General features: G+C 62.1%; 23 protein-coding genes and 2 tRNA genes. 17 read left to right on the plus strand and 8 right to left on the minus strand.

All coding sequences use genetic code 11. The features are described from left to right. The first annotated feature begins 2 nt into the window (after window positions 1–2). Window positions 3–1,079 carry a protein-glutamate methylesterase/protein-glutamine glutaminase gene (locus tag AADA15_RS03385; RefSeq protein WP_341640141.1) on the plus strand — a complete coding sequence of 359 codons (1,077 nt, stop codon included), beginning with the start codon at window positions 3–5 and terminating at the stop codon, window positions 1,077–1,079. A 62-nt stretch (window positions 1,080–1,141) separates the two neighbouring features. On the opposite strand, the gene AADA15_RS03390 is transcribed toward AADA15_RS03385, so the two are convergent. Further along, window positions 1,142–1,216, minus strand: a tRNA-Glu gene (locus tag AADA15_RS03390). A gap of 163 nt (window positions 1,217–1,379) precedes the next feature. Next, window positions 1,380–1,799, minus strand: a complete 420-nt coding sequence (locus AADA15_RS03395; protein WP_341640142.1) for a MarR family winged helix-turn-helix transcriptional regulator — start codon at window positions 1,797–1,799, stop codon at window positions 1,380–1,382. 194 nt (window positions 1,800–1,993) lie between these two features. On the opposite strand from AADA15_RS03395, the gene AADA15_RS03400 reads away from it, so the two are divergent. The 8 genes from AADA15_RS03400 to AADA15_RS03435 all read left to right on the plus strand — a co-directional run bounded on the left by AADA15_RS03400 (window position 1,994) and on the right by AADA15_RS03435 (window position 12,875). Further along, window positions 1,994–3,034, plus strand: a complete 1,041-nt coding sequence (locus AADA15_RS03400; protein ID WP_341640143.1) for a substrate-binding domain-containing protein — start codon at window positions 1,994–1,996, stop codon at window positions 3,032–3,034. A gap of 137 nt (window positions 3,035–3,171) precedes the next feature. Beyond that, window positions 3,172–4,761, plus strand: coding sequence for a flotillin domain-containing protein (locus AADA15_RS03405; RefSeq protein WP_341640144.1), 1,590 nt, complete (start codon window positions 3,172–3,174; stop codon window positions 4,759–4,761). Between the two features lie 50 nt (window positions 4,762–4,811). After that, window positions 4,812–6,032, plus strand: a complete 1,221-nt coding sequence (locus AADA15_RS03410; RefSeq protein WP_341640145.1) for an urea ABC transporter substrate-binding protein — start codon at window positions 4,812–4,814, stop codon at window positions 6,030–6,032. A 92-nt stretch (window positions 6,033–6,124) separates the two neighbouring features. Continuing rightward, on the plus strand, window positions 6,125–6,991 hold the full coding sequence (locus AADA15_RS03415) for an ABC transporter permease subunit (protein WP_341640146.1): 867 nt from the start codon (window positions 6,125–6,127) through the stop codon (window positions 6,989–6,991). Further along, window positions 6,991–8,028 carry a branched-chain amino acid ABC transporter permease gene (locus AADA15_RS03420; protein WP_341640147.1) on the plus strand — a complete coding sequence of 346 codons (1,038 nt, stop codon included), beginning with the start codon at window positions 6,991–6,993 and terminating at the stop codon, window positions 8,026–8,028. The genes AADA15_RS03415 and AADA15_RS03420 overlap by 1 nt, the downstream gene beginning before the upstream one ends. After that, entirely contained in the window at window positions 8,021–8,737 is a 717-nt protein-coding gene (locus AADA15_RS03425) for an ABC transporter ATP-binding protein (RefSeq protein ID WP_341640148.1), read from the plus strand. Before AADA15_RS03420 ends, AADA15_RS03425 begins: the two co-directional genes overlap by 8 nt. A gap of 1 nt (window position 8,738) precedes the next feature. Next, on the plus strand, window positions 8,739–11,105 hold the full coding sequence (locus tag AADA15_RS03430) for an amidase (RefSeq protein WP_341640149.1): 2,367 nt from the start codon (window positions 8,739–8,741) through the stop codon (window positions 11,103–11,105). A gap of 12 nt (window positions 11,106–11,117) precedes the next feature. After that, window positions 11,118–12,875, plus strand: a complete 1,758-nt coding sequence (locus tag AADA15_RS03435; RefSeq protein ID WP_341640150.1) for an AMP-binding protein — start codon at window positions 11,118–11,120, stop codon at window positions 12,873–12,875. Between the two features lie 26 nt (window positions 12,876–12,901). Here the strand turns inward: AADA15_RS03435 and AADA15_RS03440 are convergent, their stop codons facing one another. From AADA15_RS03440 to AADA15_RS03455, 4 genes are all read right to left on the minus strand, one after another. Then, complete coding sequence (locus tag AADA15_RS03440) at window positions 12,902–14,215, minus strand: TRAP transporter large permease (protein WP_341640151.1); 1,314 nt, start codon at window positions 14,213–14,215, stop codon at window positions 12,902–12,904. After that, entirely contained in the window at window positions 14,208–14,714 is a 507-nt protein-coding gene (locus AADA15_RS03445) for a TRAP transporter small permease (protein WP_341640152.1), read from the minus strand. Before AADA15_RS03445 ends, AADA15_RS03440 begins: the two co-directional genes overlap by 8 nt. A gap of 75 nt (window positions 14,715–14,789) precedes the next feature. Further along, window positions 14,790–15,812: a TRAP transporter substrate-binding protein gene (locus AADA15_RS03450; protein ID WP_341640153.1), complete on the minus strand. Its 1,023-nt coding sequence runs from the start codon at window positions 15,810–15,812 to the stop codon at window positions 14,790–14,792. A 117-nt stretch (window positions 15,813–15,929) separates the two neighbouring features. Beyond that, window positions 15,930–16,403 (minus strand): MarR family winged helix-turn-helix transcriptional regulator, encoded by a 474-nt coding sequence (locus AADA15_RS03455; protein ID WP_341640154.1) that lies wholly within the window; start codon window positions 16,401–16,403, stop codon window positions 15,930–15,932. Window positions 16,404–16,493: 90 nt separating this feature from the next. On the opposite strand from AADA15_RS03455, the gene AADA15_RS03460 reads away from it, so the two are divergent. The 8 genes from AADA15_RS03460 to AADA15_RS03495 are packed head-to-tail and all read left to right on the plus strand — an operon-like array spanning window position 16,494 to window position 24,764. Continuing rightward, window positions 16,494–17,438: a PDR/VanB family oxidoreductase gene (locus tag AADA15_RS03460; protein WP_341640155.1), complete on the plus strand. Its 945-nt coding sequence runs from the start codon at window positions 16,494–16,496 to the stop codon at window positions 17,436–17,438. A 12-nt stretch (window positions 17,439–17,450) separates the two neighbouring features. After that, window positions 17,451–18,788: an aromatic ring-hydroxylating dioxygenase subunit alpha gene (locus AADA15_RS03465; protein ID WP_341640156.1), complete on the plus strand. Its 1,338-nt coding sequence runs from the start codon at window positions 17,451–17,453 to the stop codon at window positions 18,786–18,788. Then, window positions 18,785–19,258 carry an aromatic-ring-hydroxylating dioxygenase subunit beta gene (locus AADA15_RS03470; RefSeq protein WP_341640157.1) on the plus strand — a complete coding sequence of 158 codons (474 nt, stop codon included), beginning with the start codon at window positions 18,785–18,787 and terminating at the stop codon, window positions 19,256–19,258. Before AADA15_RS03465 ends, AADA15_RS03470 begins: the two co-directional genes overlap by 4 nt. Beyond that, window positions 19,255–20,859 carry an AMP-binding protein gene (locus tag AADA15_RS03475; RefSeq protein ID WP_341640158.1) on the plus strand — a complete coding sequence of 535 codons (1,605 nt, stop codon included), beginning with the start codon at window positions 19,255–19,257 and terminating at the stop codon, window positions 20,857–20,859. Before AADA15_RS03470 ends, AADA15_RS03475 begins: the two co-directional genes overlap by 4 nt. Further along, window positions 20,856–22,025 carry a thiolase family protein gene (locus tag AADA15_RS03480; protein WP_341640159.1) on the plus strand — a complete coding sequence of 390 codons (1,170 nt, stop codon included), beginning with the start codon at window positions 20,856–20,858 and terminating at the stop codon, window positions 22,023–22,025. The genes AADA15_RS03475 and AADA15_RS03480 overlap by 4 nt, the downstream gene beginning before the upstream one ends. Continuing rightward, a complete protein-coding gene (locus AADA15_RS03485) occupies window positions 22,022–23,272 on the plus strand; it encodes an SDR family NAD(P)-dependent oxidoreductase (protein ID WP_341640160.1) in 1,251 nt (416 codons plus the stop codon). The genes AADA15_RS03480 and AADA15_RS03485 overlap by 4 nt, the downstream gene beginning before the upstream one ends. After that, entirely contained in the window at window positions 23,269–24,042 is a 774-nt protein-coding gene (locus AADA15_RS03490) for a cyclase family protein (protein ID WP_341640161.1), read from the plus strand. Before AADA15_RS03485 ends, AADA15_RS03490 begins: the two co-directional genes overlap by 4 nt. Continuing rightward, window positions 24,039–24,764 carry an SDR family NAD(P)-dependent oxidoreductase gene (locus AADA15_RS03495; protein ID WP_341640162.1) on the plus strand — a complete coding sequence of 242 codons (726 nt, stop codon included), beginning with the start codon at window positions 24,039–24,041 and terminating at the stop codon, window positions 24,762–24,764. The genes AADA15_RS03490 and AADA15_RS03495 overlap by 4 nt, the downstream gene beginning before the upstream one ends. A gap of 170 nt (window positions 24,765–24,934) precedes the next feature. On the opposite strand, the gene AADA15_RS03500 is transcribed toward AADA15_RS03495, so the two are convergent. Beyond that, window positions 24,935–25,009: transfer RNA gene (locus tag AADA15_RS03500), tRNA-Glu, on the minus strand. A 99-nt stretch (window positions 25,010–25,108) separates the two neighbouring features. Beyond that, window positions 25,109–26,854, minus strand: a complete 1,746-nt coding sequence (gene recJ, locus AADA15_RS03505; RefSeq protein ID WP_341640163.1) for a single-stranded-DNA-specific exonuclease RecJ — start codon at window positions 26,852–26,854, stop codon at window positions 25,109–25,111. Between the last annotated feature and the right edge of the window lie 15 nt (window positions 26,855–26,869).

Consider the following 26,869-nt stretch of genomic DNA (forward strand, 5'->3'; position numbering starts at 1 on the left):
TCATGGCAATCGAGAGAAAGCGCGGTCCATGGAAGGTGCTGATTGTCGACGACAGCGCTGTCGTCAGGCAAACCATGCAGCAGATTCTTGACGGTGATCCCGATCTGGATGTCATCGCAGTCGCTTCGGATCCACTGGTCGCGGCGGAGCGGATCAGGCGTCAGGTTCCCGATGTCATAACCCTGGACGTGGAGATGCCGCGCATGGATGGCATCACCTTCTTGCGGCGTCTGATGGCGCAGAAGCCCATTCCGGTGGTGATCTGTTCGACTCTGGTGACGGATCGGTCCGAAACACTGTCAGAAGCTCTTGACGCTGGGGCCGTCGACATCGTTCTGAAGCCGGAACTCGGGGTCAAGGAGTTCTTTGAAGAGGCCTGCACGACCCTGCGCGATACGGTCAAGGCTGCGGCCCAGGCCAAACTGCAAGTCGTGCGGCGTCCGAAAGTTCAGGAGAAACTCAGCGCCGACGTCATGCTGGCCCCGCCCAGCAAGGCCATGGCCCGCACCACCGAAAAGGTGGTCGCAATCGGTGCTTCAACCGGTGGCACCGAGGCCTTGCGTGTTGTGCTTGAGGGGTTGCCCATGGACTGCCCTCCGGTCCTCATCGTGCAGCACATGCCCGAGACGTTTACGGCTGCCTTTGCCCGTCGCCTCGACAGCATCTGTGGTGTGACCGTGCGCGAGGCGCGGTCCGGTGATCGGATGTTACGAGGCCACGTACTGATCGCGCCGGGCAATAAACACACGCTCCTGACCCGCAGCGGCGCGCATTACAGTGTCGAGGTGAAAGACGGTCCCCTCGTGTCGCGCCACCGCCCGTCGGTTGATGTCATGTTCCGCTCGGTGGCGCGCTATGCGGGCAAGAATGCGGTGGGCGTCATCATGACCGGAATGGGGGATGACGGGGCCAAGGGGTTGTTGGAACTGCGTCAGGCCGGCGCCCGCACCGTGGGGCAAAACGAAGAAAGCTGCGTGGTCTACGGCATGCCGAAGGAGGCCATGAAGGCGGGCGGGGTCGAAGAGGAGGTACATCTGGACCGCATTGCGGGTGTGATCCGGCGGCTTTCCAGTTCGTGAACGGCTGAACCCGACATTCGATCCGGCTGACTGTCTTACTGGTTGTTGTCTTCAGGGGGAAATGGCAGCCCGTAGGGGAATCGAACCCCTCTTTCCAGGTTGAAAACCTGGCGTCCTAACCGATAGACGAACGGGCCACGCTCTGCATGTGGCGCTGTTTACTCATTGCGTTGGGGGCGTGCAAGAGTGTTTCTTGCTCAATTGCGAAGAAATCATTTGGACGTCTCCCGGGCCGCAAGTGTGCGAGGCTTTTGTCCGACAGGTTTTCGTTTCGCGGCGGTTTGGGGGCGTGGCGCAGGTTCAAGAGATGTTGCGGAGCAGTTGAATAAGCTGCGCGCTTTCGTTCTGGCCCAGTTGGTCCAGAATTGCGGCGTCCTGTTCTTCGATCTCCTTGCGGATCTGCATCATCCTCTTGCGGCCAAGTGCCGTGGGTAGAACGTTAATCTGGCGGTGATCGTTCTGGGCGACCTGCCTATGCACCAAACCGTCAGAGACCATGCGGTCCACCAGTTTGCTCAGGGTCGGGGGATTCATCAGAACGATCTCGGCAAGCTCACCCATGGTCAGCCGTTGACCGCTTTCCAGTGTCTCCAGCACGCGCCAGGCTTCGATCTGGATGCCATGCTCGCGCAGGCGCGCACTCAGGGACGCGTTGACCTTCCTGTGGGCGGCGGCCAGTGCATAGGACAGGTAGTTGTGGATCGGGCTGCGAGGCTCCATATGCTCACCGTTTATGCTCAGCGATTGCAGGTTGTCTAAATTTAGTTGACTTGGAAAGTAAACTCAATTGCTATGTGACAGTCCCCTATCCGGTTGGAAAGGGCGTGCCTGCCATGACGCCATGTTTTTCTGCTCCGAGTGTTCCCACTGAACTGGAAGAGCTTCACGATCATCCGCTTGCGCATAGCAAGGGAATGTACCGTATTGCCTTGCTTATTCCCCTGTGCGGATCAGCGGGGCTTTGGGCGCCGTCCTGCATATCCAGCGCCCAGGTGGCGGTCGAGGAGTTGAACAGGGCAGGAGGCATCAACGGGCGCAAGATCCAGTTGATCATGATCGATGCCGCGCTTGAGGCCAGCATCTCGATCGAGAAGGCGGTCAATGACCTGATCGAGACCGGATCGATCGATGCAATCGTCGGGATGCATATCAGCGCCATCCGCCAAAGGCTCAGCAAGGTTGTGCGCCAGAGGATCCCCTACGTCTATACGCCTTTGTACGAGGGCGGAGAGAGCACGGCGGGCCTGTTCGCCATCGGTGAAACACCGCAAGAGCAGCTTGGCCCGTCGATGGACTTGATCCAGCAGCAATACCGGCCCAAGAGCTGGGCCTTGATCGGCAACGACTATGTCTGGCCCCGCACCTCGCACCTCTTTGCCAAGTCCAAGCTGCGCGAGATGTCGGTGGGGCTGGCCTATGAGAAATACCTTCCCTTCGGTCTCAGGAACATGGCGCATCATGTCGAGGAAATCGCGGCAACCGGCGCAGAGGCCGTGCTGATCTCTCTGGTCGGGCAGGACGCGGTCGCCTTCAACAGGGCCTTTGGCAGTGCAGGTCTGCATCGGCGCATGGTGCGCCTGTCCTGTGCTGTTGAGGAAAACGCCCTGATGGCCAGTGGATCCCGCAACAGCCAGCGCCTTTTTGTGGCGTCCTCGTATTTTGCAACGCTGCCAACCGAAGCGAATGCTGCCTTCAAGGAGCTGTACTATGGCGTGCATGGCGACCAGGCGCCTGCCTTGAATGCCCTTGGGCAATCGACCTATGAGGGGGTCCACTTCCTGGCCGGATTGATGGGCGGGCACGCATCGGTCTGGCGCGAACACGGTAGCTATGACGTTTTGCCGGTGCGCCATCGAAGCGGGCGGAAATCAATGACTTCGGATCAAAGCAAACGCGCTCCCATTTATCTGGCACGCGCCGATGGCCTTCGATTTGAGGTCATAAAAGAACTTTAAAACAGTGCATTAGGGCGTATTATTTTCCATTTCAAATTTTTACTTGATTTGGAAAATAAATTCTCTCACCGTAAAGCGAGAATGATCTCGTCCCGTCACAGGGCCGCGAGACACACGCAAAGTCGGGGAGAATTGCCTTGCTCTGGATCTCAATTTTGGTGCTGGCGCTGCTGATCGGACTGATCGGAATCTGGTTTCTGCAACGCTATTTTGCAAAGGCAACTCTGGACACGGCCCTGGTCCGCACCGGGTTTGGCGGGCGCAAGGTGCTGATCGACAGGGGCTGTTTTGCCTTGCCGATCCTGCACCGGCTGCAGCGGGTTTCGATGGGGGCGATCAGTTTTCAGATCGAGCGCAAGGGGCGCGATGCGGTTCTGACCCGGGACCAGATGCGCGCGGACCTTGGTTTCGAGTTCGAGCTGCGCGTTGCGCCAACAGATGCGGCCATCGCAACGGCCGCCCAGGCGCTGGGCCAGCGGATCGCGCGGGGCGGAGAGACCGTCTCCGAACTGTTGTCCGGTTCCCTTGTCAACGCGATCCAGAACGCCGCAGCTGCCCGCAGCCTTGAAGAGATCCATCTCGATCGCAGCGGCTTTGCCCGCGAAGTGGCCGAGGTCGTGGAAGGGCAGGCCGAGCGTCTGGGTCTGACGCTGGTCTCTGCCGCGCTCGTTTCCTTTGATCAAAGCGATCTGACACAGTGGAACGAGAACAATGCCTTCAACGCGCAAGGCATGCGCCGTCTGGCCGAGCTGGTGGCGGACCAGCGCAAGGCCCGCGTGCGGGTGGAGACAGAGGCGGATATTTCCGTGCGCGAAAGCCACCTGGCCCAGCACCAGCGCCAGCTTGAATTGCAGCGCGCCGAGCGGGAAAGCGAGATCGCCCAGAAAGAGCACCTCGCCAAGCTGGAGGCCGATGCCGCCTCGCGCGAAGAGCAGGTCCGCGAAGAAGCCCGGTTTGCCGTCGAAACCGCCCGTGTCGAGGCCGAAAGCCGCGCCAAGGCCGCGAAGGTCGAATATGACGAGGCGCTGCGCAAAAGCGAAATGGCAGCCATCCTGGCCTTGGAAGAGGAGCGGATTTCCAACGACATAAAGCTGGCCCGTAAACGCACCGAAGAGGCCGAGGCCAAGGCCGCCGAGGAAGAATCCCGCGCCAAGGTCATTCTGGCCGCCGAACAGGTGCAGGCCCAGAAGGAGCGTGCCGTGGCCGAGCGCGAGCGCGAAATCGCGCGCCTCAGGCAGCAAAAGGATATTGAGCTCGAAGATGCGCGGGTCAAAAGCGATGTCGAAACCCTGCTGGCACGGGCGCAGGCCGAAGCCACGGCCACGACCCGGGCGGCCGAGGCCGAACGCCTTCGCATGGAGGCCGAGGCCGCGGGGCGCGTCGCGCTCAATTCGGCTGAAAACACCCTCAGCGACGCCATCATCCGGATGCGCCTCGAAGAGCACAAACTGGACCGTCTGCCCGAGATCATGACCCAGATGATGAAGCCGGTGGAGAAGATCGACTCGATCCGGATCAACCAGATCACCGGCGCGGGCGGTGTTGGCGGCGGCGCCGCAGAAGGCGTCGACGGGGCCTTTGGCGCAGCGATGGACCAGATCCTTGGCATGGCCGTGCGCCTGCCCGCGATGAAGCAGATGGGCGAGGAGATCGGCCTCGATTTCGACGCCAACCTCGCCGGGCGCACGGCCGATTACGCCAACCGTATCAAATCCAAAAAGGAATGACGAAGGGAGACACCTTCGCACCCCATCACAGACAACAGAGAGGGAATATCATGTCGTTGAACAGACGCACTTTTCTGGCCGGAACGGCGGCCATCGCAGGGGCGGGCTTGATGCCGCGCGCCACCCTGGCCGGGGACACGATCAAGCTGGGCTCGATCCTGGATACGTCGGGCATCTTCGATGCCTATGGCAAGCCAATGGACATGGCGATGCGCCTTGCGGTCGACGAGATCAACGCCGCCGGCGGGCTGCTTGGCAAAATGGTCGAGGTCGTCGCCTATGACACCCAGTCCGACATGGCGCTCTATTCCCAGTATGGCCAGCAACTGACCCGTCAGGACAAGGTGGATGTGGTCCATGGCGGGATCCTGTCCGCCTCGCGCGAGGCGATCCGCCAGACCATGCGCAAGACCAAGACGCTCTATTTCTATAACGTTCTGTATGAGGGCGGAGTCTGCGATCGCAATATCTTCATCAATGGTGTCACCCCCGCCCAGCAGGTCGAGGCGCTGGTGCCCTATGCGATGAGGAAATCCGGCAAGAAGGTCTACATCCTTGCCGCCGACTACAACTACGGCCAGATCACCGCGCGCTGGATCCAGAAATTCGTCGGCGACAACGGCGGGGAAACCGTGGGTGTCGATTTCTTCCCGCTGGATGTGAGCGATTTCGGCTCCACCATCGCCAAGATCCAGTCGGTCGGCCCGGATCTGGTGATTGCGCCGCTTGTGGGCGGGGCGCATCTCAGCTTCTTCCGCCAATGGGCGGCGGCCGGCATGAAGGACAGGATCCCGCTGGCCTCCACCACGCTTGGCGTCGGCAATGAACACAAGGTGCTGACCCCGGAAGAGGGCAATGGCATCATGGTCGCCTATAACTACAGCCAGGAGCTGGACACCCCCGCCAACGCCGCTTTCAAGGAGAAATGGGCGGCGGCCTATGGCGACAGCAACCTGATCCACGAAATCGCCGTGTCGAACTATCAGGGCGTGCTGACCTGGGCCGAAGCCGTGCGCAAGGCCGGATCGATGGACCGTGACGCGGTGATTGCCGCGCTGGAAACCGGGCTCAGCATCGAAGGCCCCGCAGGCAAGGTCACGGTTGATCCCAAGACCCACCATGCGGTGCTGGACGTCCACATCATGGAGTTCGAAAACCAGGGCATGAAGGTGATCGAAACCCTGCCGCAGCGCCAGCCCGTTGACACGCAGGCGGTCTGCGATCTGTCGGCGAACCCGAACGACAACACCCAGTACGAAATCCAGATCTAGCGCTCGTCCAGAACCGAGCTCCGGGGCGGCCGAGGCCGCCCCGACCCTCCTATGGAGGACCGATGAAGCTGTGCCCAAGGACATGAGGTAAGATGGACCTTTCATTCGTCATATTGGTTGAGATGCTCTACGCGGTGGCCTCGCTGATCCTGATCAGCGCGGGCCTTGCCGTGGTGTTCGGCATGATGAAGGTGATCAACCTTGCCCATGGTGAGTTCATGATGATGGGCGGCTATGCGACCATCACGGCGGTGAACCTCGGCGTGAATGTCTTTGTTGCCATGATCGTGATCGCGCCGCTGGTGGTCGGCCTCATCGGGCTGGTGGTGGAACGGCTGGTGATCCGGCACCTATATGGGCGGCTGGTCGATACCATGCTGGCAACATGGGGGCTGAGCCTGTTTTTCATCGGTCTGGCCACGATGATCTTTGGTAATACCACCACGGGGATTTCGACTCCCATTCCCGGATTTGCGGTCGGCAATTACCAGATCAACGGCTACAACTTCTTCATCATTCTGGTGTCCATCGCGCTCTTGATCGGGATCCTGTTCGTGCTGAAGGCCACCCGCGCAGGGTTGATCGCGCGCGGTGCGATGCAGCGCTCGGACATGGCGGCCGCATTGGGGTACAGCCCCGACCGCATCTACATGGCGACCTTCTTTTGCGGCTCGGCCCTGTCGGGGCTGGCGGGGGCGGTGCTGGCGCCGCTGGTCGGGTTGGTGCCCACCTCGGGCGGCGCCTATATCGCCAAGGCCTTCATCACCGTGATCGCGGGCGGCCCGTCGCTGATTGCGGGGCTGTTCTCCAGTGCGTCCTTCTTCGGCGTGATCAACCAGGTCTTCACCTTCGCCATCTCCCCGGTGATCGGAGAGGTCGCGCTTCTGGTGGCCGCCGTCGTGCTTCTGCGCCTCTTGCCGCAGGGGATCACCGGCTCCTTCTTCAAGGGAAAACTGTGATGCCCGGAAGCCTGCAAAAGGACGTGATCGTCACCGTGGTTGTGACCGCGCTGCTGATCTGGCTCATGCCGCTTTTGATCGGGACCTACACGCTGACGGTTCTGGTGATCTACGGGATGCTGGGCCTCAGCCTTGGCCTGATCTGGGGTTTCGGCGGAATCTTGTGTTTCGGTCAGGCCGCCTTCTTCGGGCTTGGCGCCTATACCTATGCCATCGCCGCCATCAACATCGGCGAAAGCACCCTGCCGATGATCCTTGCTGTGCTGGTGCCTGCCGTGTTTGCCGCGCTTCTGGGGACGATGATGTTCTACGGGCGGCTAACGGATGTCTACCTGGGCGTGATCACTCTGGTGGTAACGCTGATCCTGTTCAAGTTCATCAACTCGACCGCCGGGCCGCAATATGTGATCGGCACCGCACGGCTGGGCGGGTTCAACGGCATTCCCGGCTTTCAGACCCTGAACGTACCGGGCGATCCGGAGGCCTATATCTGGGGGGATGCCTATTTCTATGTCTGCGCGATTGCACTGGCCGTGGTCTATCTCCTGGTCTCGGCGCTGCTGCGCTCCAGCTTTGGCCGCATCGCGGTGGGGATCCGCGAGAATGAGACCCGCCTGTCGCTGATGGGCTATGATGTGCGGGCGCGCAAAACCGTGCTCTTTGCCATCGGTGCGGCCATCGCGGGGCTTGCGGGGGCTCTTTTTGCCAACTGGGGCGAGATCGTCACGCCCAATCTGTTCTCGCTGGGGCAGTCGGCCGAGATCATCATCTGGTGCATCGTCGGCGGCCTTGGCACCCGGCTGGGGCCGATCCTGGGCGCGGCGGGGCTGGCCTATCTGAAGTTCCTTCTGGGCCAGCAAAGCCTTGTCGACAATACGCTGATCACGGGGCTGATCCTGGTTCTGTTCGTGCTGTTCCTGCCGCGCGGTGTGGTGCCTGCGCTGGCAGGCCTGTGGCGCATCAGCTTTGGCCGCCGCCCGCTGGGACGGATCCATCAGGCAAGGCGCTATCGCCGAAGGGAGCGCGGGCATGGCTGAGATCGTTCTGGAAACCCAAGGCCTGACCATGCGCTTTGGCGGGGTCGTGGCCGCGAATAACGTGGATTTCAAACTGCGCGCGCGGGAGCTGCGCTGCCTCATCGGCCCCAATGGCGCCGGGAAATCCACCTTCTTCAAATGCGTCACGGGGCTGCAGACCCCGACTGACGGCCAGGTCTTCATGCGCGGCGAAGAGACGACCACCTGGATGCCGCACCAGATTGCCTCGCTCGGGGTGGGGATCAAGACGCAGACGCCCAATGTGATGGACAGCCTCACGGTGTTCGAAAACATCTGGCTGGCGGCACGGCGGTTTTGTGATGTGGCAGAGGCGAACCGCAAGACCGATGAGGTAATTGAACGGCTGGCCCTTGGCAGCATCGCCCGCAGCGATCTGGGCCAGCTTGCACACGGCGAACGGCAGCGGGTCGAACTGGGTTTGGTTGCCGTTGGCGATCCGTGGCTTGTGCTGCTGGACGAGCCCGCCGCCGGCATGAGCGCCGAAGACGTTGAGCGCATGACAACCATCATTCACGAGCTGAACAAGACCGCGGCCATCGTGATCGTCGAACACGACATGCAGTTCATCCGCTCCATCGCAACGCAGGTGACGGTCTTCCATCAGGGATCGGTGCTGATGGAGGACCACGTCGATCGGGTGATGTCCGACCCCACGGTGCGCAATGTCTATCTTGGAAAGAAGGCCTGACATGGCGGAAGAGACAAGAGATATCCTTGAGATCAAAAGCCTGTCCGGCGGCTATGGCAAGGTGCCGATCCTGCACGGCATAGACTTCAGCGTGGGTGAAAACGAAGTGGTCGGAATCCTTGGCCACAACGGCATGGGCAAGACCACCCTTTTGAAAACCGCGATGGGGTTCTTGCCCGCTGGCACGGGGAACCTGCGCTTCCACGGCACCGATATCACCCGCATGTCGCCCTATGAACGCGCAGGCCTGGGCCTTGGCTATGTCCCGCAGGGGCGGGGGATCTTTCCGCAACTGTCTGTGCGCGACAACCTGCGCTTTGCCTGGCACGACTACGCAGGTGCCCCCGAGGGCGAGTTCATGGAGAGCGTTCTGTCGGATTTCCCCCGTCTGCGCCCGCTGCTGGATCGCGACGGCGGCGCGCTTTCGGGCGGGGAGCAGCAGCTTCTGGCGCTGGCCCGCTGCCTGATGGGGGATCCCGACTTCTTGCTCCTGGACGAGCCGACCGAAGGCATCCAGCCTTCGATCATCGAGGAAATGGCCGAAACCCTTTTGCGCCTGCGCGAGACCCGTGGCCTGTCGATCTTGCTGGTGGAGCAGAACTTCGATTTCATCTCGGACCTGTCGGACCGCGTGCTGGTGCTTGAGCGGGGCCGCATCACTGGCGAGTTGAGTCGCGCCGATCTGGCCGATCAGTCGAAAGTGGATCAGTTCCTCGGCTTTGGCGCTGCACGCTCAACGCGGGGGCAGGGGGCACCGGCAGCTCCGTCCGCTGCGCAGGGGCGCCAGCCACAGACAAATTTGCAGGCACCCGAGCCGCTGCCTGCCTCTTCTCAGTCCAATCCCGTGGGGACCAATATGACAGTGAAACGCCCGACCCTTGCCCAGATGCGCGACATGGCCAGCCGTTTTGGCATGAGCCTGACAGATGCGGAACTGGCCGAGTATTCCGAGATCATGGAGCCCTATATTCAGGCCTATGATCGGCTGGACGCGACCCCCGACAACCTGCCGCCGGTGCGCTATCCCCGCGCGCCCGGGCATTTCCCCGATTTCAGCGAAAACCCTCTTAATGCCTGGTACGTAAAGACCGAGGTGCGCGGCGCGCCGGATGGCCCCTTGCGCGGCAAACGCATCGTTCTGAAGGACACCGTGTGTCTGGCCGGGGTTCCCATGATGAACGGCTCTTCGATCATGGAAGGCTACACGCCCGAGATTGACGCCACCATCGTCACCCGCATGCTGGATGCCGGCGCGCTGATCGTGGGCAAATCCCACTGCGAGAACTTCTGCCTTTCGGGCGGCTCGCACACCGGGGCCAAGGGGCCGATCCACAACCCCTGGAAACAGGGCTACATGGCGGGGGGCTCTTCGGGCGGCTCTGCGGCGCTGGTCGCAACCGGCGAGGTGGATATGGCCATCGCGGGCGATCAGGGCGGCTCGATCCGGATCCCGTCCTCCAACTGCGGAGTCTATGGCATGAAGCCGACGCACGGGCTGGTTCCCTATACCGGCGTCATGCCGGTGGAGCAGACCATCGACCACGTAGGCCCTGTCACCAATACGGTGGCCGACAATGCGCTGCTGCTGGAGGTGCTTGCCGGTGAGGACGGTCTTGATCCACGCCAGTACAGCCCGCAGACCTATCGCTATACCGAAGCTCTGGGGCGTGGTGCCCATGGGTTGCGGATCGGCGTGCTGAAAGAGGGGTTTCACCGCCCCGAAAGCGAGCCGGATGTGGATCAAAAGGTCCTTGCCGCTGCCGACCGTTTCCGCGAGCTGGGCGCCCGTGTCGAAGAGGTTTCGATCCCCGAACATCACCTTGCCGTCGATTGCTGGACCGCGATCACCCTTGAGGGGCTGCAGGATCACATGATGCGCGGCAATTCGGGCGGTACCAATTATCGCGGCCTCTTTCTGCCGTCGATGATGGACCATATGGCGCAGTGGCGCAGCCGGGCGGATGAGCTGTCCCATTCGCTCAAGGTCTGCATGTTCCTCGGCGAGTTCTTTCAGGAACAGTATCGCGGGCGGTTCTACGGCAAGGCCCAGAACCTGATGCGCAAGGTGAACGACAAATACGCCGAGGCGCTGAAACAATACGACCTGTTGCTGATGCCCACGGTGCCGATGAAGCCGCAGCCCATTCCGCCCGCCGACTGTTCTATCACGCTTTTTGTGCAGCGCGCGTTCGAGATGATCGGCAACACCGCGCCCTTCAATGGCGGCCTGCCGGCCATGTCAGTGCCCTGCGGCCTCAGCGAAGGGCTGCCCATCGGGATGATGCTGGTGGGGCCGAAATTCTCGGAGTTGAAAATCTACCAGGCGGCGCATGCCTTTGAGCAGAGCGGCGACTGGCGTGACATGTGAGGGAGGCAGGAGATGTCGATCCTGAATGAAAGTCTGGCCAGCCGTATCGCGGAGTGGAACAGCGCAACGCCCGAGGCGCACGCCGGCGGCGCGCCTGTCGAGGGCATGTCCTATGTCAGGGGGGGGGCCACGCCGCCCCTGGCCTATGTCACCATTCCACGGCTCTTGCGCGATGCTGTCTCGCGCTTTGGCCCGCGCGAGGCAATGGTCTTTTGCCAGCAGGGCGTCAGGATGAGCTACTACGATCTTGACCGTGCCGTCGATGAGCTGGCTTCGGGACTGCTTGCGCTGGGGCTTGAGAAAGGCGACCGCGTCGGCATCTGGTCGCCGAACCGATGTGAATGGGTGCTGACGCAGTTTGCCACGGCCCGCATCGGAGTGATCCTGGTCAATATCAACCCGGCCTACCGCCTGTCGGAACTGGAATATGCCTTGAACAAGGCGGGATGCAAGGCACTGATTTCGGCCAAGTCCTTCAAGTCATCCGATTATTCCGCCATGATCCGCTCCCTTGCCCCCGAGCTCGAGACCTGCGCGCCAGGGAGGCTCCGGGCCGCCAGGCTGCCGCATCTGCGCAGCGTGATCGTGATGGAGAATGAGCCGGGGCCGGGGGTCTATTCCTTTGCCGAGTTGCAACGTCTTGGCGGACCAGCACAGCAACTCCGCCTGCCGGATATCGACCGCACCCTCAGCCCCGATGATGCGATCAACATCCAGTTCACATCCGGCACCACGGGCAGCCCCAAGGGGGCGACCCTGTCGCACTACAACATTGTCAACAATGCCCGCTTCGTGACCGACCGGATCAACCTGAGCGAAACCGACCGGCTCGCAATCCCGGTGCCGCTCTATCACTGTTTCGGCATGGTCATGGGCGTTCTCGGCGCGGTCAGCAAAGGGGCCGCGATGGTCTTTCCGGGCGAGGCCTTCGTGGCCGCGGATACGCTCGACGCTTTGGCGGGAGAACGCTGCACGGCGGCCTATGGCGTACCGACGATGTTTGTCGCCATGCTTGAAGAGCTGGACCGCGCACCCCGTGATCTGTCCTCCTTGCGTACCGGCATCATGGCCGGCGCCCCCTGTCCGGTCGAGGTGATGGAGAAGGTGAACCGGAAGATGAACATGAGCGAGGTGACGATTTGCTACGGGATGACGGAAACCGCGCCTGTGTCCTTTCAAAGTCTCGTGGACGATCCCATCGACAAACGCTGCGAGACGGTGGGCCGCGTGCATCCGCATCTGGAGGTCAAGATCGTCGACGGGGCCGGGCAGATCGTTCCTGTCGGCACATCGGGTGAATTGTGCACGCGCGGCTATTCGGTGATGAAGGGCTATTGGGACGACGCCGAAAAGACCGCCGACAGTATCCGCGATGGGTGGATGCACACGGGCGATCTGGCGGTTCTCGATGATCAGGGCTTTTGCGCGATCGTGGGCCGGGTCAAGGACATGATCATCCGGGGCGGCGAAAACATCTACCCGCGCGAGATCGAGGAATTCCTGATCCGCCATCCAAAGGTGAGCGATGTTCAGGTCTTTGGCATCCCGGACGTGCGCTTTGGCGAAGAGGTCTGCGCCTGGGCCGTGGCCGCTCCGGGAAGCGATCTGAGCGCCGAAGAGCTGAAGACCTTCTGCGCAGGCCAGATCGCCCACTTCAAGATCCCGCGCCATATCCGCATCGTGGACGAACTGCCGATGACCATCACGGGAAAGCCGCAGAAATTCGTGATGCGGGAGAGGATGCTCCGCTCTCTTGCAGAAACGACGTGAGGGCGCCGATGCAGGCGCGCCAACTCCTACATCTGACTTGGCAGGAACAGAACAATCGCCGGGAAGGCCAGCAACAGCACGAGGCGCAGGATGTCCATCAGCCAGAAGGGTGTCACGCCGCGAAAGATAGTCGCGGTTGAAACGTCGCCGACAACCCCCTTGAGGATGAAGACATTCAGGCCCACCGGAGGCGTGATCAGGCTGATCTCGATCACCACGACGACAACGATGCCGAACCAGACCGGATCGAACCCCAGCGATGTGACCAGCGGAAAGAAGATCGGCACGGTCAGAAGCAGCATCGACATGCTTTCGAAGATGCAGCCCAGAGCCAGGTAGATCAATATGATCAGGACCATGACGACCCAGGGCCCCAGATCAAGAGATGTGACCAGCGCCAGCAGGCCTTCGGGTAGGCCGGCCAGGTTGACGAAGTTTGAAAACACCCAGGCCCCGATCAGGACCGCAAAGAGCGAGGCCGTGGTCAAGGCGGTCTCGCTCAGCACTTCGCGCATGTCCCTCCAGTTCAGGTTGCCACGGGCCAGGGCGATCAGAAACGCACCCATTGCGCCCATGCCTGCGGCCTCGGTCGGGGAAAAGGCGAGGTTCAGCGGCCAGAAGTCGAGCGCGCCGTAAAGGCCTCCGATGACGAGGAAGAACAACAGCAGCACGGCCCAGACATGGCTGAGCGCCTTCAAACGTTCGCCCCACGTGGCCCGCGATCCGGCTGGGCCGGCCTCGGGGTCGCGCATCACCGTCAGGCGCACGGCCGCGAGGTAGAACAGAATGCCAAGAAAGCCGGGAACGATGCCCGCGATGAACAGTTTGCCGATCGAGGTTTCCGTCAAGAGCCCGTAGATCACCAGAATGACGGAGGGCGGGATGAGAATGCCGAGGGTGCCGCCCGCCGCGATGGACGCGCTGGAAAGCCCGTCAGCATATCCGTATTTTCGCATCTCCGGCATGGCGACCTTGGCCATGGTGGCCGCCGTGGCCAGCGACGATCCGCAGATGGCTGCAAACCCGCCGCAGGCGACGATGGTCGCCATCGCCAGACCGCCGCGGAAATGCCCCAGAAAGGCGTTCGACACGCGGTAAAGCTCGCGGCTGATCCCGCCCTTGTTGACGAAAAGACCCATCAGGATGAACAGGGGAATGACGCTGAGCCCGTAGTCTTGGGAGGTGTCGATGATCAGACGCCCAACCATCGAAATCGCCGCGCGATAGCTGGTTTCGTAGATCAGCCCGATCATGCCGACAAAGCCCATGGCAAAGGCAATCGGGATACGCAGCAGGACCAGCGCGAAGACTGCAAAAAAACCAAGGACGGATTCAAGCATTCTTGGTCTCCAGCATATGCGGTGCAATGAGATGCAGCAGGCCGCGCCCGATCAGTGCGACAGCGGTGATGTAGATCATCGCTGCGATGAAATAGGCGATGTAGAAGGTGGGGAACGACAGGTATTCTGTCACGTCCCCGTAACTGCGCGCGCGCTCCGCCAGATCGACAACACGGCCTGCCGGAAACCACAGCATCACCGCACAGATCAGGGCAACCGCCGCATCGCGCCAGCGCTCAAGTCTCATCTTGCGGAAGGGGCCATCCATGAGATCGACGGCGATATGGCCGTTCTGGGCGCTCAGCACCGGCAGGGCGGCAAACACGATGAGTGCAATGCCGATACGGATCAGTTCGGTTGCCGCTTCGATCGGGGCGTTGAAGACCGAGCGCATAAGAACATCCGCAAAAGTCAGGCACATCAGGGTGAACAGAGCAAGGCTGGCCAGGAACATTGGCAGTCTTGCAAGGGTGGTCAGAAACCGGAGGGCGTAGTGCATCGGGCCTCGCTTGCACGCAGAAGGGCACGGAAAGACCGGCGCGCAGATGGGCGCCGGTCCTGTTTTCCGGATCGTTTACTTGCTGGAAGCCGCAGCCATTTCCCTGACCATCATGTCATAGGCAGCTTGCCCGTCGACCCCTGCGGCTGTCACCTCAGCGATGATTTTCTCGCGCACTTCTGCGGCCATGACGGCAAAGGCGGCCTGATCTTCGGCGCTGGCCTCGACGATCTTGTTGTCGGCCGAGTCCATGGTCAGCTTGCGTGCGGTCGCGTCGCTCTTGTCCCAGACAGCGCCCATCATCCGCGACGCGGGCTCACCGAAGACCTTGCTGTCAAGCGCCGCCTGAACATCGGCGGGCAGGCTGTCGAATTTCTCCTGGCTCATGATGACGGAAAAGGAGCCGCGATAGAAACCGCCGGGCATTTCGTAAACGTTCTTTGCCACTTCGTTCAGCTTGAAGCTGATACGTTCGCCAAGGTTCATGGCAACGGCATCGGCTGCGCCGGAATCAAGCGTCTCATAGACTTTGGGGGCTGGAACCTGAATGCCGACCAGGCCCAGTTTCGCGCCCACGTCAGCGGAGACACCCCCGCCCAAACGGGTCTTGAGACCGCCCAGATCGGCCAGCGCGTTGACCTCTTTGTTCGAATGGACCTGCCCGGGGCCATGCGTGGTCAGCGCGATGACCTTGACGCCGCGATGTTCGTTCAGGTCCTTGAGGATGGCTTCATGTACCCGCCAATGGGCGACCGAGGAGGCTTCGGCGTTGCCCTCGTAGCCGGGGATCTCAACCAGCTTGGTGCCGACGAACCGTCCGGGCGTGTAGCCGTGAAAAAGGATCGCCACATCCGCCACGCCATCCAGGATCAGATCCATCTGCGCGGGGGGCGAGGCGAGGCCGCTTTTCAGTTCGGTCGTGACGGCGCCGCCTGTTGCCTCTGACATCATCTCGCCCAGCTGTGCGAACATTTCGGTGTTCACCGGATGGGTGGGCGGCAGCCACGTGGAAATGGTGATCGTTTCTGCAGAAAATGCATTGGTACCCATGCTGATCGCAACCGCGGCGCTGGCCAGAATCTTGGTTAGCTTGGTCATTGGAGTGTCTCCCAGAATGTTGGTTTCATACCATTTTCAGGGTCTACCGCCCCAATTCAGCAGGTATATGTATTTTCATGTAACTCCATTTTTTCCGTCTTGAAAACTGTTTTCTGCTTAAAGCTTCTTTGGCGCATCCTGCTCGAGGGCGTTCAGCAAGGCGCTCAGAATGGGTTTGAGGTTGGTTCCTCCGTGCTCTGTCAGACGCTCCAGCAAGGCTTGTTCGTGGGCCTTTGCCTGCGGAACCAGTTGGTTGGTCAGCGCGCGCCCGTCGGGTGTCAAAAAGACGCGCACCCGCCTTCCATCTTCGGGATCGCTTTGGCGGATCAGCAGGCCGCGCTTCTCCATCTGTGCAATGATACGGGTGAGGCGGGATTGCTCAACCAGTGCAATCCGCGCCAGTTGCGTGATCATCGCGCCTTCGCAGTCGTGCAGGCAGGCCAGAACCCGCCATTCCGGCACGCGCAGGCCAGAGCTTCGGACTTTGGCGTGAAATTGCGCACTGGCTCCCTCGCTCGCGGCAGCAAGCAGATAGAGCAGGTAGTTGCTGACGAACTCCGGTGTGTCATCCGGGCTGATTGGCGCCGTCATCGGCCCACCCTGCGTGCGCCGAGGGGGCGCGCAGAAATGTCTTGACCTGAGTTATATGAAAAATCATATTCTTTCAAAAGGAGGACTCCCGTGAGCAGAATTGATGGTGTCGTACTGGAGGTTACACCGCTGACCGATCGTATCAGCAGCCTGACAGTGGCTGCAACAGATGGTCGCACATTGCCCAGCTGGGAGGCCGGCGCGCATGTCGAATTCGACGTGCCGGGCGGGACCCGCGCCTATTCGCTGGTGGCATTTGATGCAGACCTGATGTCCGCGCCGACCGAATACTGCATTGCCGTCCAACGCGAAGACGAGGGGCAGGGCGGCTCCAAGGCGATGCATGCGCTGGCGGTGGGAGATTCCATCAGCTTTGCAGCGCCCAAGAATGATTTTCCGGTGAAACTGGACGCACCGGCCGTGCTGTTGGCAGGCGGGATCGGGGTCACGCCAATGATTTCGATGGCAGCAGCCTTGCAGGCGGCGGGCCAGAGATTTGCGTTTCACTATGCGGGCCGCACGACCACCGCCATGGCCTATCGCGAAAGGCTGGCGACCGCCTTGGGTGACGCGGTCCACCTGCATTGCGACGACAACGAAACGGCGTTGGATCTGGATGCGCTCATCACCGGGGTCGGAGATGCTCATCTTTATGTCTGCGGTCCGCGTGGCCTGCTGGATGCCGTGCGCGCCAAGGCCGAAGGCGCCGGTATTGACGCGGGGCATGTGCATTTCGAACTCTTCACTGCGGCCGGGGCCCAGGACGGTGACTCCGCCTTTGAGGTCCAGATCAACGATGGCCGTGTCTTCACCATTCCGCCGGGCAAAACCATCGTGGAGGTGCTGGAAGAGCATGACGTCGATGTCCTCTATGATTGTCAGCGCGGCGATTGCGGCATCTGCCAATGCGACGTGATCGAAGGTGTGCCGGACCACCGCGATGTTGTGCTCAGCGAGGCGGAACGTGCCGCCGGTGACGTGATGCAGATATGCGTGAGCCGTGCGAAATCCGCGCGTCTGGTGCTGGATATTTAGGGGAGCAGACAGGTGAGCTATTCAGGAAATCCAGAGGCAGCGGCTTCCCTTGTGCAGCCCCATCAGGTGCACCGGGATGTCTATATCGACGAGGACATCTTCAAGCTTGAGATGAAGCATGTCTTTGCCAATTCCTGGGTGTTCGTCGGTCACGAAAGCCAGACCCCGGCCAAGGGCGACTACTTTGCGACCCAGGTGGGGGATCAGCCGGTCATTCAGGTGCGTCACAAGGCGGATGACATCCAGGTTCTCTACAACCGCTGCCCGCATAAGGGCACCAAGATCGTCATCGACCGGCAGGGCAACACCGGCAAATTCTTCCGCTGCCCCTATCATGCATGGTCGTTCAAGACCGACGGCTGCCTGCTCGCGATCCCACTCAAAAAGGGATACGAGGGCACCGGCCTTGAAGAGACCGAAAGCGGCAAGGGGATGAAGGCAGTCGGCGCCGTCAGAAACTATCGCGGCTTCATCTTTGCGCGGCTGGCCGAAGAGGGCATCAGCTTCGAGGAGTTCTTTGGCGACAGCCTCAGCTCGCTCGACAATATGGTGGACCGCTCGCCCGAAGGCCGGCTCGCGGTGGTTGGCCCGCCGCTGCGCTATCTGCATCACTGCAACTGGAAGATGCTGGTCGAGAACCAGACCGACACCTGTCATCCGATGGTCGCGCACGAAAGCAGCGCCGGCACCGCATTGAAGCTTTATGAAGACCTGAACCTGCCGGAAGGCACCCCCAAGCCCCCCGCGATGGAGATCATCGCGCCCTTCATGTCCCCTTATGAGTTCTTCGAAGGCATGGGCATCCGCACCTGGCCCAATGGACACGGGCATACGGGTGTGAGCCATTCGATCCATTCGGATTACTCCGCCATTCCGGGGTATTTCGAAGCCATGACGGAAACCTATGGAGAGGAACGGGCCAAGGCCATTCTGGACGACAACCGCCACAACACCGTCTATTTCCCCAATATCATGATCAAGGGGCCGATCCAGCAACTGCGGGTCTTCATCCCGCTGGCGGCCGACAGGACCATCGTGGAAAGCTACATCTACCGTCTGGTTGGGGCGCCGGATGCGCTGACCGCCCGCACGGCGATGTACAACCGCATGATCAATGCGCCCACCTCGATCGTGGGGCATGACGACCTTGAGATGTACGAGCGCGCTCAGGAAGGCCTGCACGCCGACGGTATGGAATGGGTGAACGTCCAGCGACTTCTCGAAGAGGACGAGGATTTCACCGAGGAAGCCGTGCACAATGGCACCACGGAACGCCAGATGCGCAACCAGTTCAACGCCTGGGCCAAATTCATGACCTATGATGTTCCGGCGCAGGAGGTGGCGGAATGAGCGTCACACGGGATCAGCTGATCGATTTCATCTATGACGAGGTGCGGATGCTGGACGAAGGCCGCTATGACGAGTGGCTGTCGCTCTGGCTGCCCGACGGCATCTACTGGATGCCGCTCGATTACAAGCAGACCGATCCGGTCAATCAGACCTCGCTGCTTTATGAAGACATGTTCATGCTGAAACTGCGGGTCGAGCGGCTGAACGGCGCACGCACCTTCAGTCAAAAGCCAAAAAGCCGCTGTCACCATGTCATTCAGCGCCCCTTTGTGGACGAGATGCACAACGATCGCTTCGTGACCAATACCTCGATGCACTACGTGGAAACGCGCCTGGACGAACAGCAGTTGCTGGCCCTGACCGTCAGGCATGATCTGGCCCTGGTGGACGGGGCGCTTCGGATTGCAGGCAAGCGGGTTGATCTCCTGAATTGCGACGCGGCCTTCCGCAATATCCAGTTGCTGCCATGATCGCCGCAAAGACTGTTTTTGGCGCCTTTGCAGACAGCGCCGCCCGCTGGCCGGGCCGTTCGTTCCTGAATGTCCTGCCGGAAACGGCAGAGATCTACGGGATCGACGCGGGCGAGATCACCTACGCCGAGGCCCTAAAGACGGTGCAGGACCATCTGGCAGAAATCGAGGCGGCCGGATACGTCAAAGGTCAGCGCGTCATGCTGCTGCTGGAAAACCGGCCCAGCTACTTCCTGTGGTGGCTGGCCTTCAACGCGCTCGGGATTTCCGTTGTCCCCGTAAACCCCGATCTGCGCGCCGCCGAAATGGAATATATGATCGGGCACGCCGAACCCGTGCTGGCCTTGTCGCTGGCGGCTCGGGCGGAGGAGTTGCGCAGCGCTGCGAAAGTCGCCAGTGTTCAGATGCCTGTCGTGACGCCGGGCGAGGCGCTGCCGCAGGCCGTAACAACCGAGGCCATCGCCGCGCGGAGCGGCGATGCGGAGGCGGCGCTTCTTTATACCTCCGGCACCACCGGACAGCCCAAGGGCTGCATTCTGACCAATGCCTATTTCATCGAGGCGGGCCGCTGGTACAGCACGGCAACCGGCGTTTGCGCGCTGAACACGGGCGGTGAGCGGATGATCACGCCACTGCCGATCTTTCACATGAACGCCATGGCCTTTTCCTTCATGGCGATGGTGGCCGTGGGCGGCTGCCTTACGGCACTTGACCGCTTTCATCCGCGCAGCTGGTGGGAGTCGGTGCGCCGCAGCCGGGCAACCTGCCTGCACTATCTGGGCGTGATGCCCTCGATGCTGATGGGTGCCCCCCCTCATGAGGAGGACCGCAATCATTCGGTGCGCTTCGGGTTTGGTGCAGGTATTGATCCCAAACTCCACGCCCCCTTCGAAGACCGCTTCGGCTTTGCCCTGACCGAGGCCTGGGCGATGACCGAAACCGGGGCAGGGGCCACCATCTGCGCCAACCGCGATCCGCGCAACGTGGGCACCTCCTGCATCGGCTGGCCGCAGGACACGGTCGAGGCGCGGCTGGTGGATGACAGCGGCGCAGATGCCGATCAGGGTGAACTCCTGGTGCGTCATGCGGGGCCGGATCCGCGCAAGGGCTTCTTTGCGGGGTATTTCAAGAATGCGGACGCCACGGACGAGGCCTGGGAAGGCGGCTGGTTCCACACCGGCGATATCGTGCGGCGCGCGGCGGACGGGACGATGTATTTCGTCGACCGCAAGAAGAACGTGATCCGCAGATCCGGGGAAAACATCGCCGCAGTCGAGGTCGAATCCATCCTGGCCCGCCATCCGGCAATTGCAGGGGTTGCAGTCGCAGCAGTCCCCGATGAGATCAGGGGAGACGAGGTCTTTGCCTGCATCATTGCCAAGGATGCGCCCAGCCCGGAACTCGCCCACGAGATTACCACATGGTGCCTGGCTCAGCTGGCCTACTACAAGGCGCCCGGCTACATCGCCTTTGTCGAAGACCTGCCCGTCACCGCGACCCAGAAACTGCAACGGGCGGTGCTGAAGACGCGCGCGGCTGAGCTGCTGAAGGATCCGCAGACCATCGACACCCGCCATCTGAAAAAGCGGAGCGCGGCATGAGGCGTCTGCCCTATGACGGGGTTGTGCTGACGGCGCCCGTATCGGTGCCCTACGTCCGCTACACCAACGAGACGGCCCATTGGTGGATCGCCCGCGCCCTGCGCAAGGCGCTGAATGTGATCGGCATGACACCGCAGCAGCTGGACGGGCTTTCGGTCTCCAGCTTTACTCTGACGCCCGACACACCTGTTGGCCTGACACAGCATCTGGGCCTTTCGCCCCGGTGGCTCGATACGGTTCCGATGGGCGGGGCTTGCGGTGTTGCCGCCCTGCGCCGGGCGGCGCGCGCAGTGCAATGCGGTGATGCCGGTGTCATCGCCTGCGTGGCGGGGGATACCAACCGGATCGACAGTTTCCGAAACCTTCTGTCCGCCTTTTCGCGCTTCTCGATGGATGCGACCTTTCCTTATGGGTTCGGCGGCCCCAATGCGAGCTTTGCCCTGTTGCAGGACGCCTATATGCAACAATTTGGCGCCACGCGGGAGGATTTTGGCCGCATCGCGGTGGCGCAACGGGCCAATGCCCTGAAGAACCCGCAGGCGCTGATGAAAAAGCCGCTGAGCCTGGATCAGTACCTCGAAGGTCGCATGATCTCGGACCCGATCGGCCTGTTTGACTGCGTGATGCCCTGCGCCGGTGCTGAGGCCTTTGTGGTGATGCGCGAAGAGATGGCCCGGGCCAAGGGGCTGCCCTTTGCCCGGATCAGCGCCACCATCGAGCGCACAAATGCCTTTCCCGAGGATCCCATGCAGCTGCGCGGCGGCTGGGCCGTGGATGTGGATGAGCTGTGGCAGATGGCGGGCCACGGTCCTGACGAGATCGACGTCTTGCAAACCTATGATGACTACCCGGTGATCTGCATGATGCAATTCGAGGATCTGGGGTTCTGCGCCAAGGGCGAGGGGGCAGACTTCGTGCGTCGCCATGATCTGACCATCGGCGGTGATTTCCCACATAACACCTCGGGCGGGCAGCTGTCGGTCGGGCAGGCCGGGGCGGCGGGCGGCTATCTTGGCCTGGTCGAGGCGCTGCGGCAGGTGACAGGAACAGCGGGACCAACCCAGGTCGAAGGCGCCCGCCGGGCAGCCGTGTCGGGCTTTGGCGTGATCAATTATGATCGGGGCCTCTGTTCCTCGGCCGCCGTGATCGAAGGAGGGGCGTCATGAGTGAACCGCTTTCCCCGCCGAAAAAGAAAAACCCACAAAGACGTACGACGGTGCCGGTGCTGCCCCCTGCGACGCGCAGCCGTGCGGCACTGGGCTTGGGCGTGATGGCCGCGCAGGGCCGCTTTGGCCTGCAGGTCTGTGCAGAGTGCCAAGCGGTGCAGTATCCGCCGCGCGATGCCTGCCACAAATGCCTGTCCACTGACCTGCGCTGGCAGGATGTGGATCCATCCGGCACTGTCATGGCCGAAACAACGATCCGTGTGTCACCCGAGCCTTACTTTCGCGAACGCATGCCCTGGCGCATGGGCGCGGTAAAACTGGATGCCGGGCCTATGCTCAATTGCCATCTGCATGGGGAGGTCGGTCGCGGCGATGCGGTGCGCATGGCATTGAAACTGGACAGAGCCGGGCAGGGCGTACTGGTTGCGCTGCCGCAGAAAGGAAGTGCCGCGATGCAAGATGATCCCGTGCTGCGGGCGATGTCGTCCGATCCCAAATACCGCCGCGTTCTGATCAGTGACGCCCGGGCGCCGGTGGCCCTGGCCCTGACGCAGGCTCTGCTCAAGGCCGGTGCCACCCATGTGTTCCTGGGGGAGCCGGAAGCCTGGCGCAGCTGGCCGGAGCGTGCGGCGTTCGAAGCGATGGAAAACGTCTCTCTGCTGCCGCTGGATGTGACGGATGTGACATCGATTGAAAAGCTCGCCGCCGAGATCGGCGGCAAGGTCGATATCCTGATTAACACGGCCAGTTTCGTGCGCCCCGGCGGCATCATGGCGAACGACACCATTTTTGCCCGCGACAGTTTCGAGGTGAACACCATGGGCCTGATGCGGCTGGCGCAGGGGTTCGGCCCTGGCATGGCTTCGCGGGTACAGGATGGCACCAACTCGGCGGCGGCTTTCGTGAATATCCTCTCGGTGCAGGCGCTGGTGCCGGATCCGGGCTTTGGCGCATTCGGCGCATCCCAGGCAGCGGCGCGGTCAATCTCGCAAAGCCTGCGCGCCGAGTTTCGCAACAGCGGCCTGCGTATGATGAATGTCTACATCGGCCCCATCGAGGGCGATTCCTGGTTCCAGCCGCTGCCGCCGCCCAAGGTGACGCCAAGCGCCGTCGCGCGCTCGGTCGTGGCAGGACTGGTTGATGGGCTGGAGGAGGTCACCTGCGGCGATATCGCGCGTGACCACTATGCGCGCTGGCAGGCGGATGCGCTCTTGCTGGAGCGGGAAATGACCGGAGGCGGATCATGAGCGATCATATTGCAGATCTGGCGGTGGCGCTGGGCAGTGGTGCGGTGCGGATCGTGGATCTGACCCATACGCTGGACCCGGATTTTCCCGTCATCGTCCTGCCGCCGGAATTTGGCCAATGCGCCCGGTTTCGCATGGAAGAGGTCAGCGCCTATGATCATCGCGGGCCAGCGTGGAAGTGGCACAACCTGACCCTCAATGAACACACTGGCACGCATTTTGATGCTCCCATCCACTGGGTGTCGGGCAAGGATGTCCCCAATGGCGCGGTGGATGAGATCGACCCGAACACCTTTGTCGGCCCGGTCGTGGTGATCGATTGTTCCGAAGGGGCGGCCAGGGATGACGATTTCGAGCTGACGCCCGAGATCATCGAAGCCTGGGAAGCTGAACACGGGGTCATCCCCGCCGATAGCTGGGTTCTGATGCGCACCGATTGGTCCAAGCGCAGCGGAGCGGCCTATCTCAACATGGCAGAGGACGGGCCGCATTCGCCGGGGCCGACCCCGGCCGCGATCGAGCTGCTGCTGAAGCGGGATATTCGCGGGTTCGGCACCGAGACCGTCGGCACCGATGCCGGGCAGGGTGCCCATTACGTGCCGCCCTATCCGGCGCATTATCTCTTGCACGGGGCGGGTAAATTCGGACTGCAATGCCTTCGCAACCTCGAACAGCTGCCCCCCACGGGCGCGCTGCTGATCGCCCCCCCTCTCAAGATTAAAGGCGGAACAGGCAGCCCTCTGCGTGTGCTGGCAATGGTGACGACATGAGCAATTACACGGCCGTGATCACGGGTGGCAGCAAGGGCATTGGCGCCGATCTGGGGCAGCGGCTGATTTCACGGGGGTATACGGTCGTCTCCCTGTCACGCGGCGCGCCGGAGTGGTCGGATCCGGGCCTGCATCATGTGGAGGTCGACCTGCTGGATCCAAGCGCCACCGAACAGGCCGCAGCAGAAATCGCAACCAATCATGATGTGACGCATCTGGTGAACAATGCCGGGATGATCTGGCCCAATCTGGTTGAACAGGCGACGCCCGAGGATCTGACCGGATTGACGCAGCTGCACCTTGGGGCACCGCTGACGCTGTTGCAGGCCTTCCTGCCGACAATGAAGGCGAAGGGCTTTGGACGCGTTCTTTTCAACGGCTCGCGCGCGGCGCTTGGCGTGCCGACGCGCACCGCCTATTCCGCGACCAAGGCGGGCATAATCGGAATGGCCCGCACCTGGGCGCTGGAACTTGCCGGGCATGGCATCACCGTGAATGTCGTCTCTCCGGGGCCGGTGCAGACCGACAATTTCTGGGGCATCATTCCCAAGGGCAGCGACCGTGAGGCACAACTTGCGGAGCGCATTCCGGTGGGACGTCTGGGCACAGTGCGCGACATCTCGAATGCATTCCTGTTTTTCTGTGATCCGGAGAACGGATTTGTCACTGGCCAGACGCTTTATGTCTGCGGCGGCGGCAGCGTCGGGGCAATGTCGCTTTGATGGGGGACGTCGCACAGTGACAGCACAGCGCGGTGATCTGCGCTGAGCTTGCAAAAAAGCCGATGTCGCTTTGGAGGCAAGCCGATTGATGCGCAGGTGTCCCACGGCGCAAAGAACCGACAAACTGTTCCTTGCAGGTGGTCAGCGCAGCATTGCAGTAAAGGGAAAAGTGGCAGCCCGTAGGGGAATCGAACCCCTCTTTCCAGGTTGAAAACCTGGCGTCCTAACCGATAGACGAACGGGCCACTCTGTTGTGTGAGCGGTGTTTAGTTATTCCCGCAGCCCGCCGCAAGCGAAAAAATGCGCCCGGGAAAAGATTCTTTCGGGGCTGCGAAACCGGTGGATCAACTGGCCGGAGCGGCGTCTTCCAGACGCAGTTGCGGGCTTTGGCGACCGCCCCAGGTGTTGACCTCGAGGCGACCGGCAAAGTGGAACCTTGCGCCACCGTGCTCAAGCAGGCGGGGGCCCATAGCCGTGTCGAATGCGCCAAATGCAATCGCGTCGATCCCGCCGCCAAGGCCATCGCTGAGCGACAGTTTCAGATGTGATTCTCCCACCCGTTTGGCAAAACGCACCTCAAGATCGGGAAAGGCATAGCGCGGGGCCGGGGCGCCCGCGCCAAAGGGGCCGGCCTGTTCGATCTGCTCGATCAGGTCCACCGTGGCCGCGCCGGGCATCAGCATCCCGTCCAGTTTCAGATCCGCAGGACCCAGATCACCGGCGCCCTGTTTCGCCAGAAGATCGCCCAGTCGCGCCATCGCCTCTTCCAGCTTGTCACGCGCAACGGTCAGACCGGCGGCCATCTTGTGGCCGCCGCCCTTGATCAGATGGCCCTCGCTGGCCAGCCGCTGGATTGCGGCACCAAGGTCGATGCCGCTGACCGAACGGCCCGATCCCTTGCCCTCATCGCCATCCAGGCCGATCACCACCGCGGGACGACCTGCGGCCTCTTTCAGGCGCGAGGCGACGATGCCGACAACGCCCGGATGCCAGCCTTCGCCTGCCGCCCAGACCAGCGGCGCGTCCAGTCCGCGCGCCTCGGCCTGCTCCAGCGCCGCGGCGCGCACGGCGTTCTCGATGTCGCGGCGTTCGGTGTTGAGCTGGTCGAGCCGTTCGGCCAAAGCCGCCGCTTCATGCGGGTTGTCGGTGGCCAGCAGCCGCGCGCCCAGATCCGCTTTGCCGATGCGCCCGCCCGCGTTGACGCGCGGGCCCAGCAGAAAGCCGAGGTGATAGGTGGAGGGCGCCGAATCCATCCGGCTGATATCGGCCAGCGCCACAAGGCCCACCCGTTTGCGCGCGGCCATGACCTTCAGCCCCTGACGCACCAAGGCGCGGTTGGCTCCAATCAAGGGCGCCACATCCGCCACCGTTGCCAGCGCCACCAGATCCAGCAGTGCCATCAGATCGGGCCCGGTGCCGAGCCCCTTGTCGCGGGCCTGGCGGCGGACCTCCACCAGCATCAGGAAGACCACGCCAGCGGCGCAGAAATAGCCCAGGTCGCCGTCCTCGTCCTGCCGGTTCGGGTTCACCACGGCAACGCAGTCGGGCAGGGTCTCTGCGCCAAGGTGGTGGTCCAGCACGATCACGTCCGCGCCTTTGGCGGCGGCGATGGGGCCATGGGACAGCGTGCCGCAGTCCACACAGACGATCAGGTCGTGATCGCGCGCCAGCGCCGACATGGCGGCATCGTTCGGCCCGTATCCTTCGTCGATCCGGTCGGGGATATAGAGCGTGGCATCCTGCCCCATGGCGCGCAGCCAGACCAAGAGCAGCGCCGCCGAGCTGCCACCGTCCACGTCGTAATCGGCAAAAACGGCAATGCGCTGGCGCTGCTCCACGGCCTGCAAAAACCGCGCGGCGGCTTTTTCCATGTCTTTCAGGCGGCGGGGATCGGGCAGCAGATCCTTGAGCGCGGGAGCAAGGAAGCCGGTCGCCTCATGTGGCGGGACGCCGCGCCGGGCCAGCACCTGGCAGACGGCGGCAGGCAGGCCGGTCTGCTGCACCATCGCCTCGGCTGCGCGTTCCTGATCTATGCCGGGACCCAACCAGCGGCGCCCGTTGAGAGACTGTTCAACCCCAAGAAAGCTCACGCATTACCCCCATGA

This window comes from Phycobacter sedimenti (genome assembly GCF_038148855.1).
GTDB classification, from domain to species: Bacteria; Pseudomonadota; Alphaproteobacteria; order Rhodobacterales; family Rhodobacteraceae; genus Phycobacter; species Phycobacter sedimenti.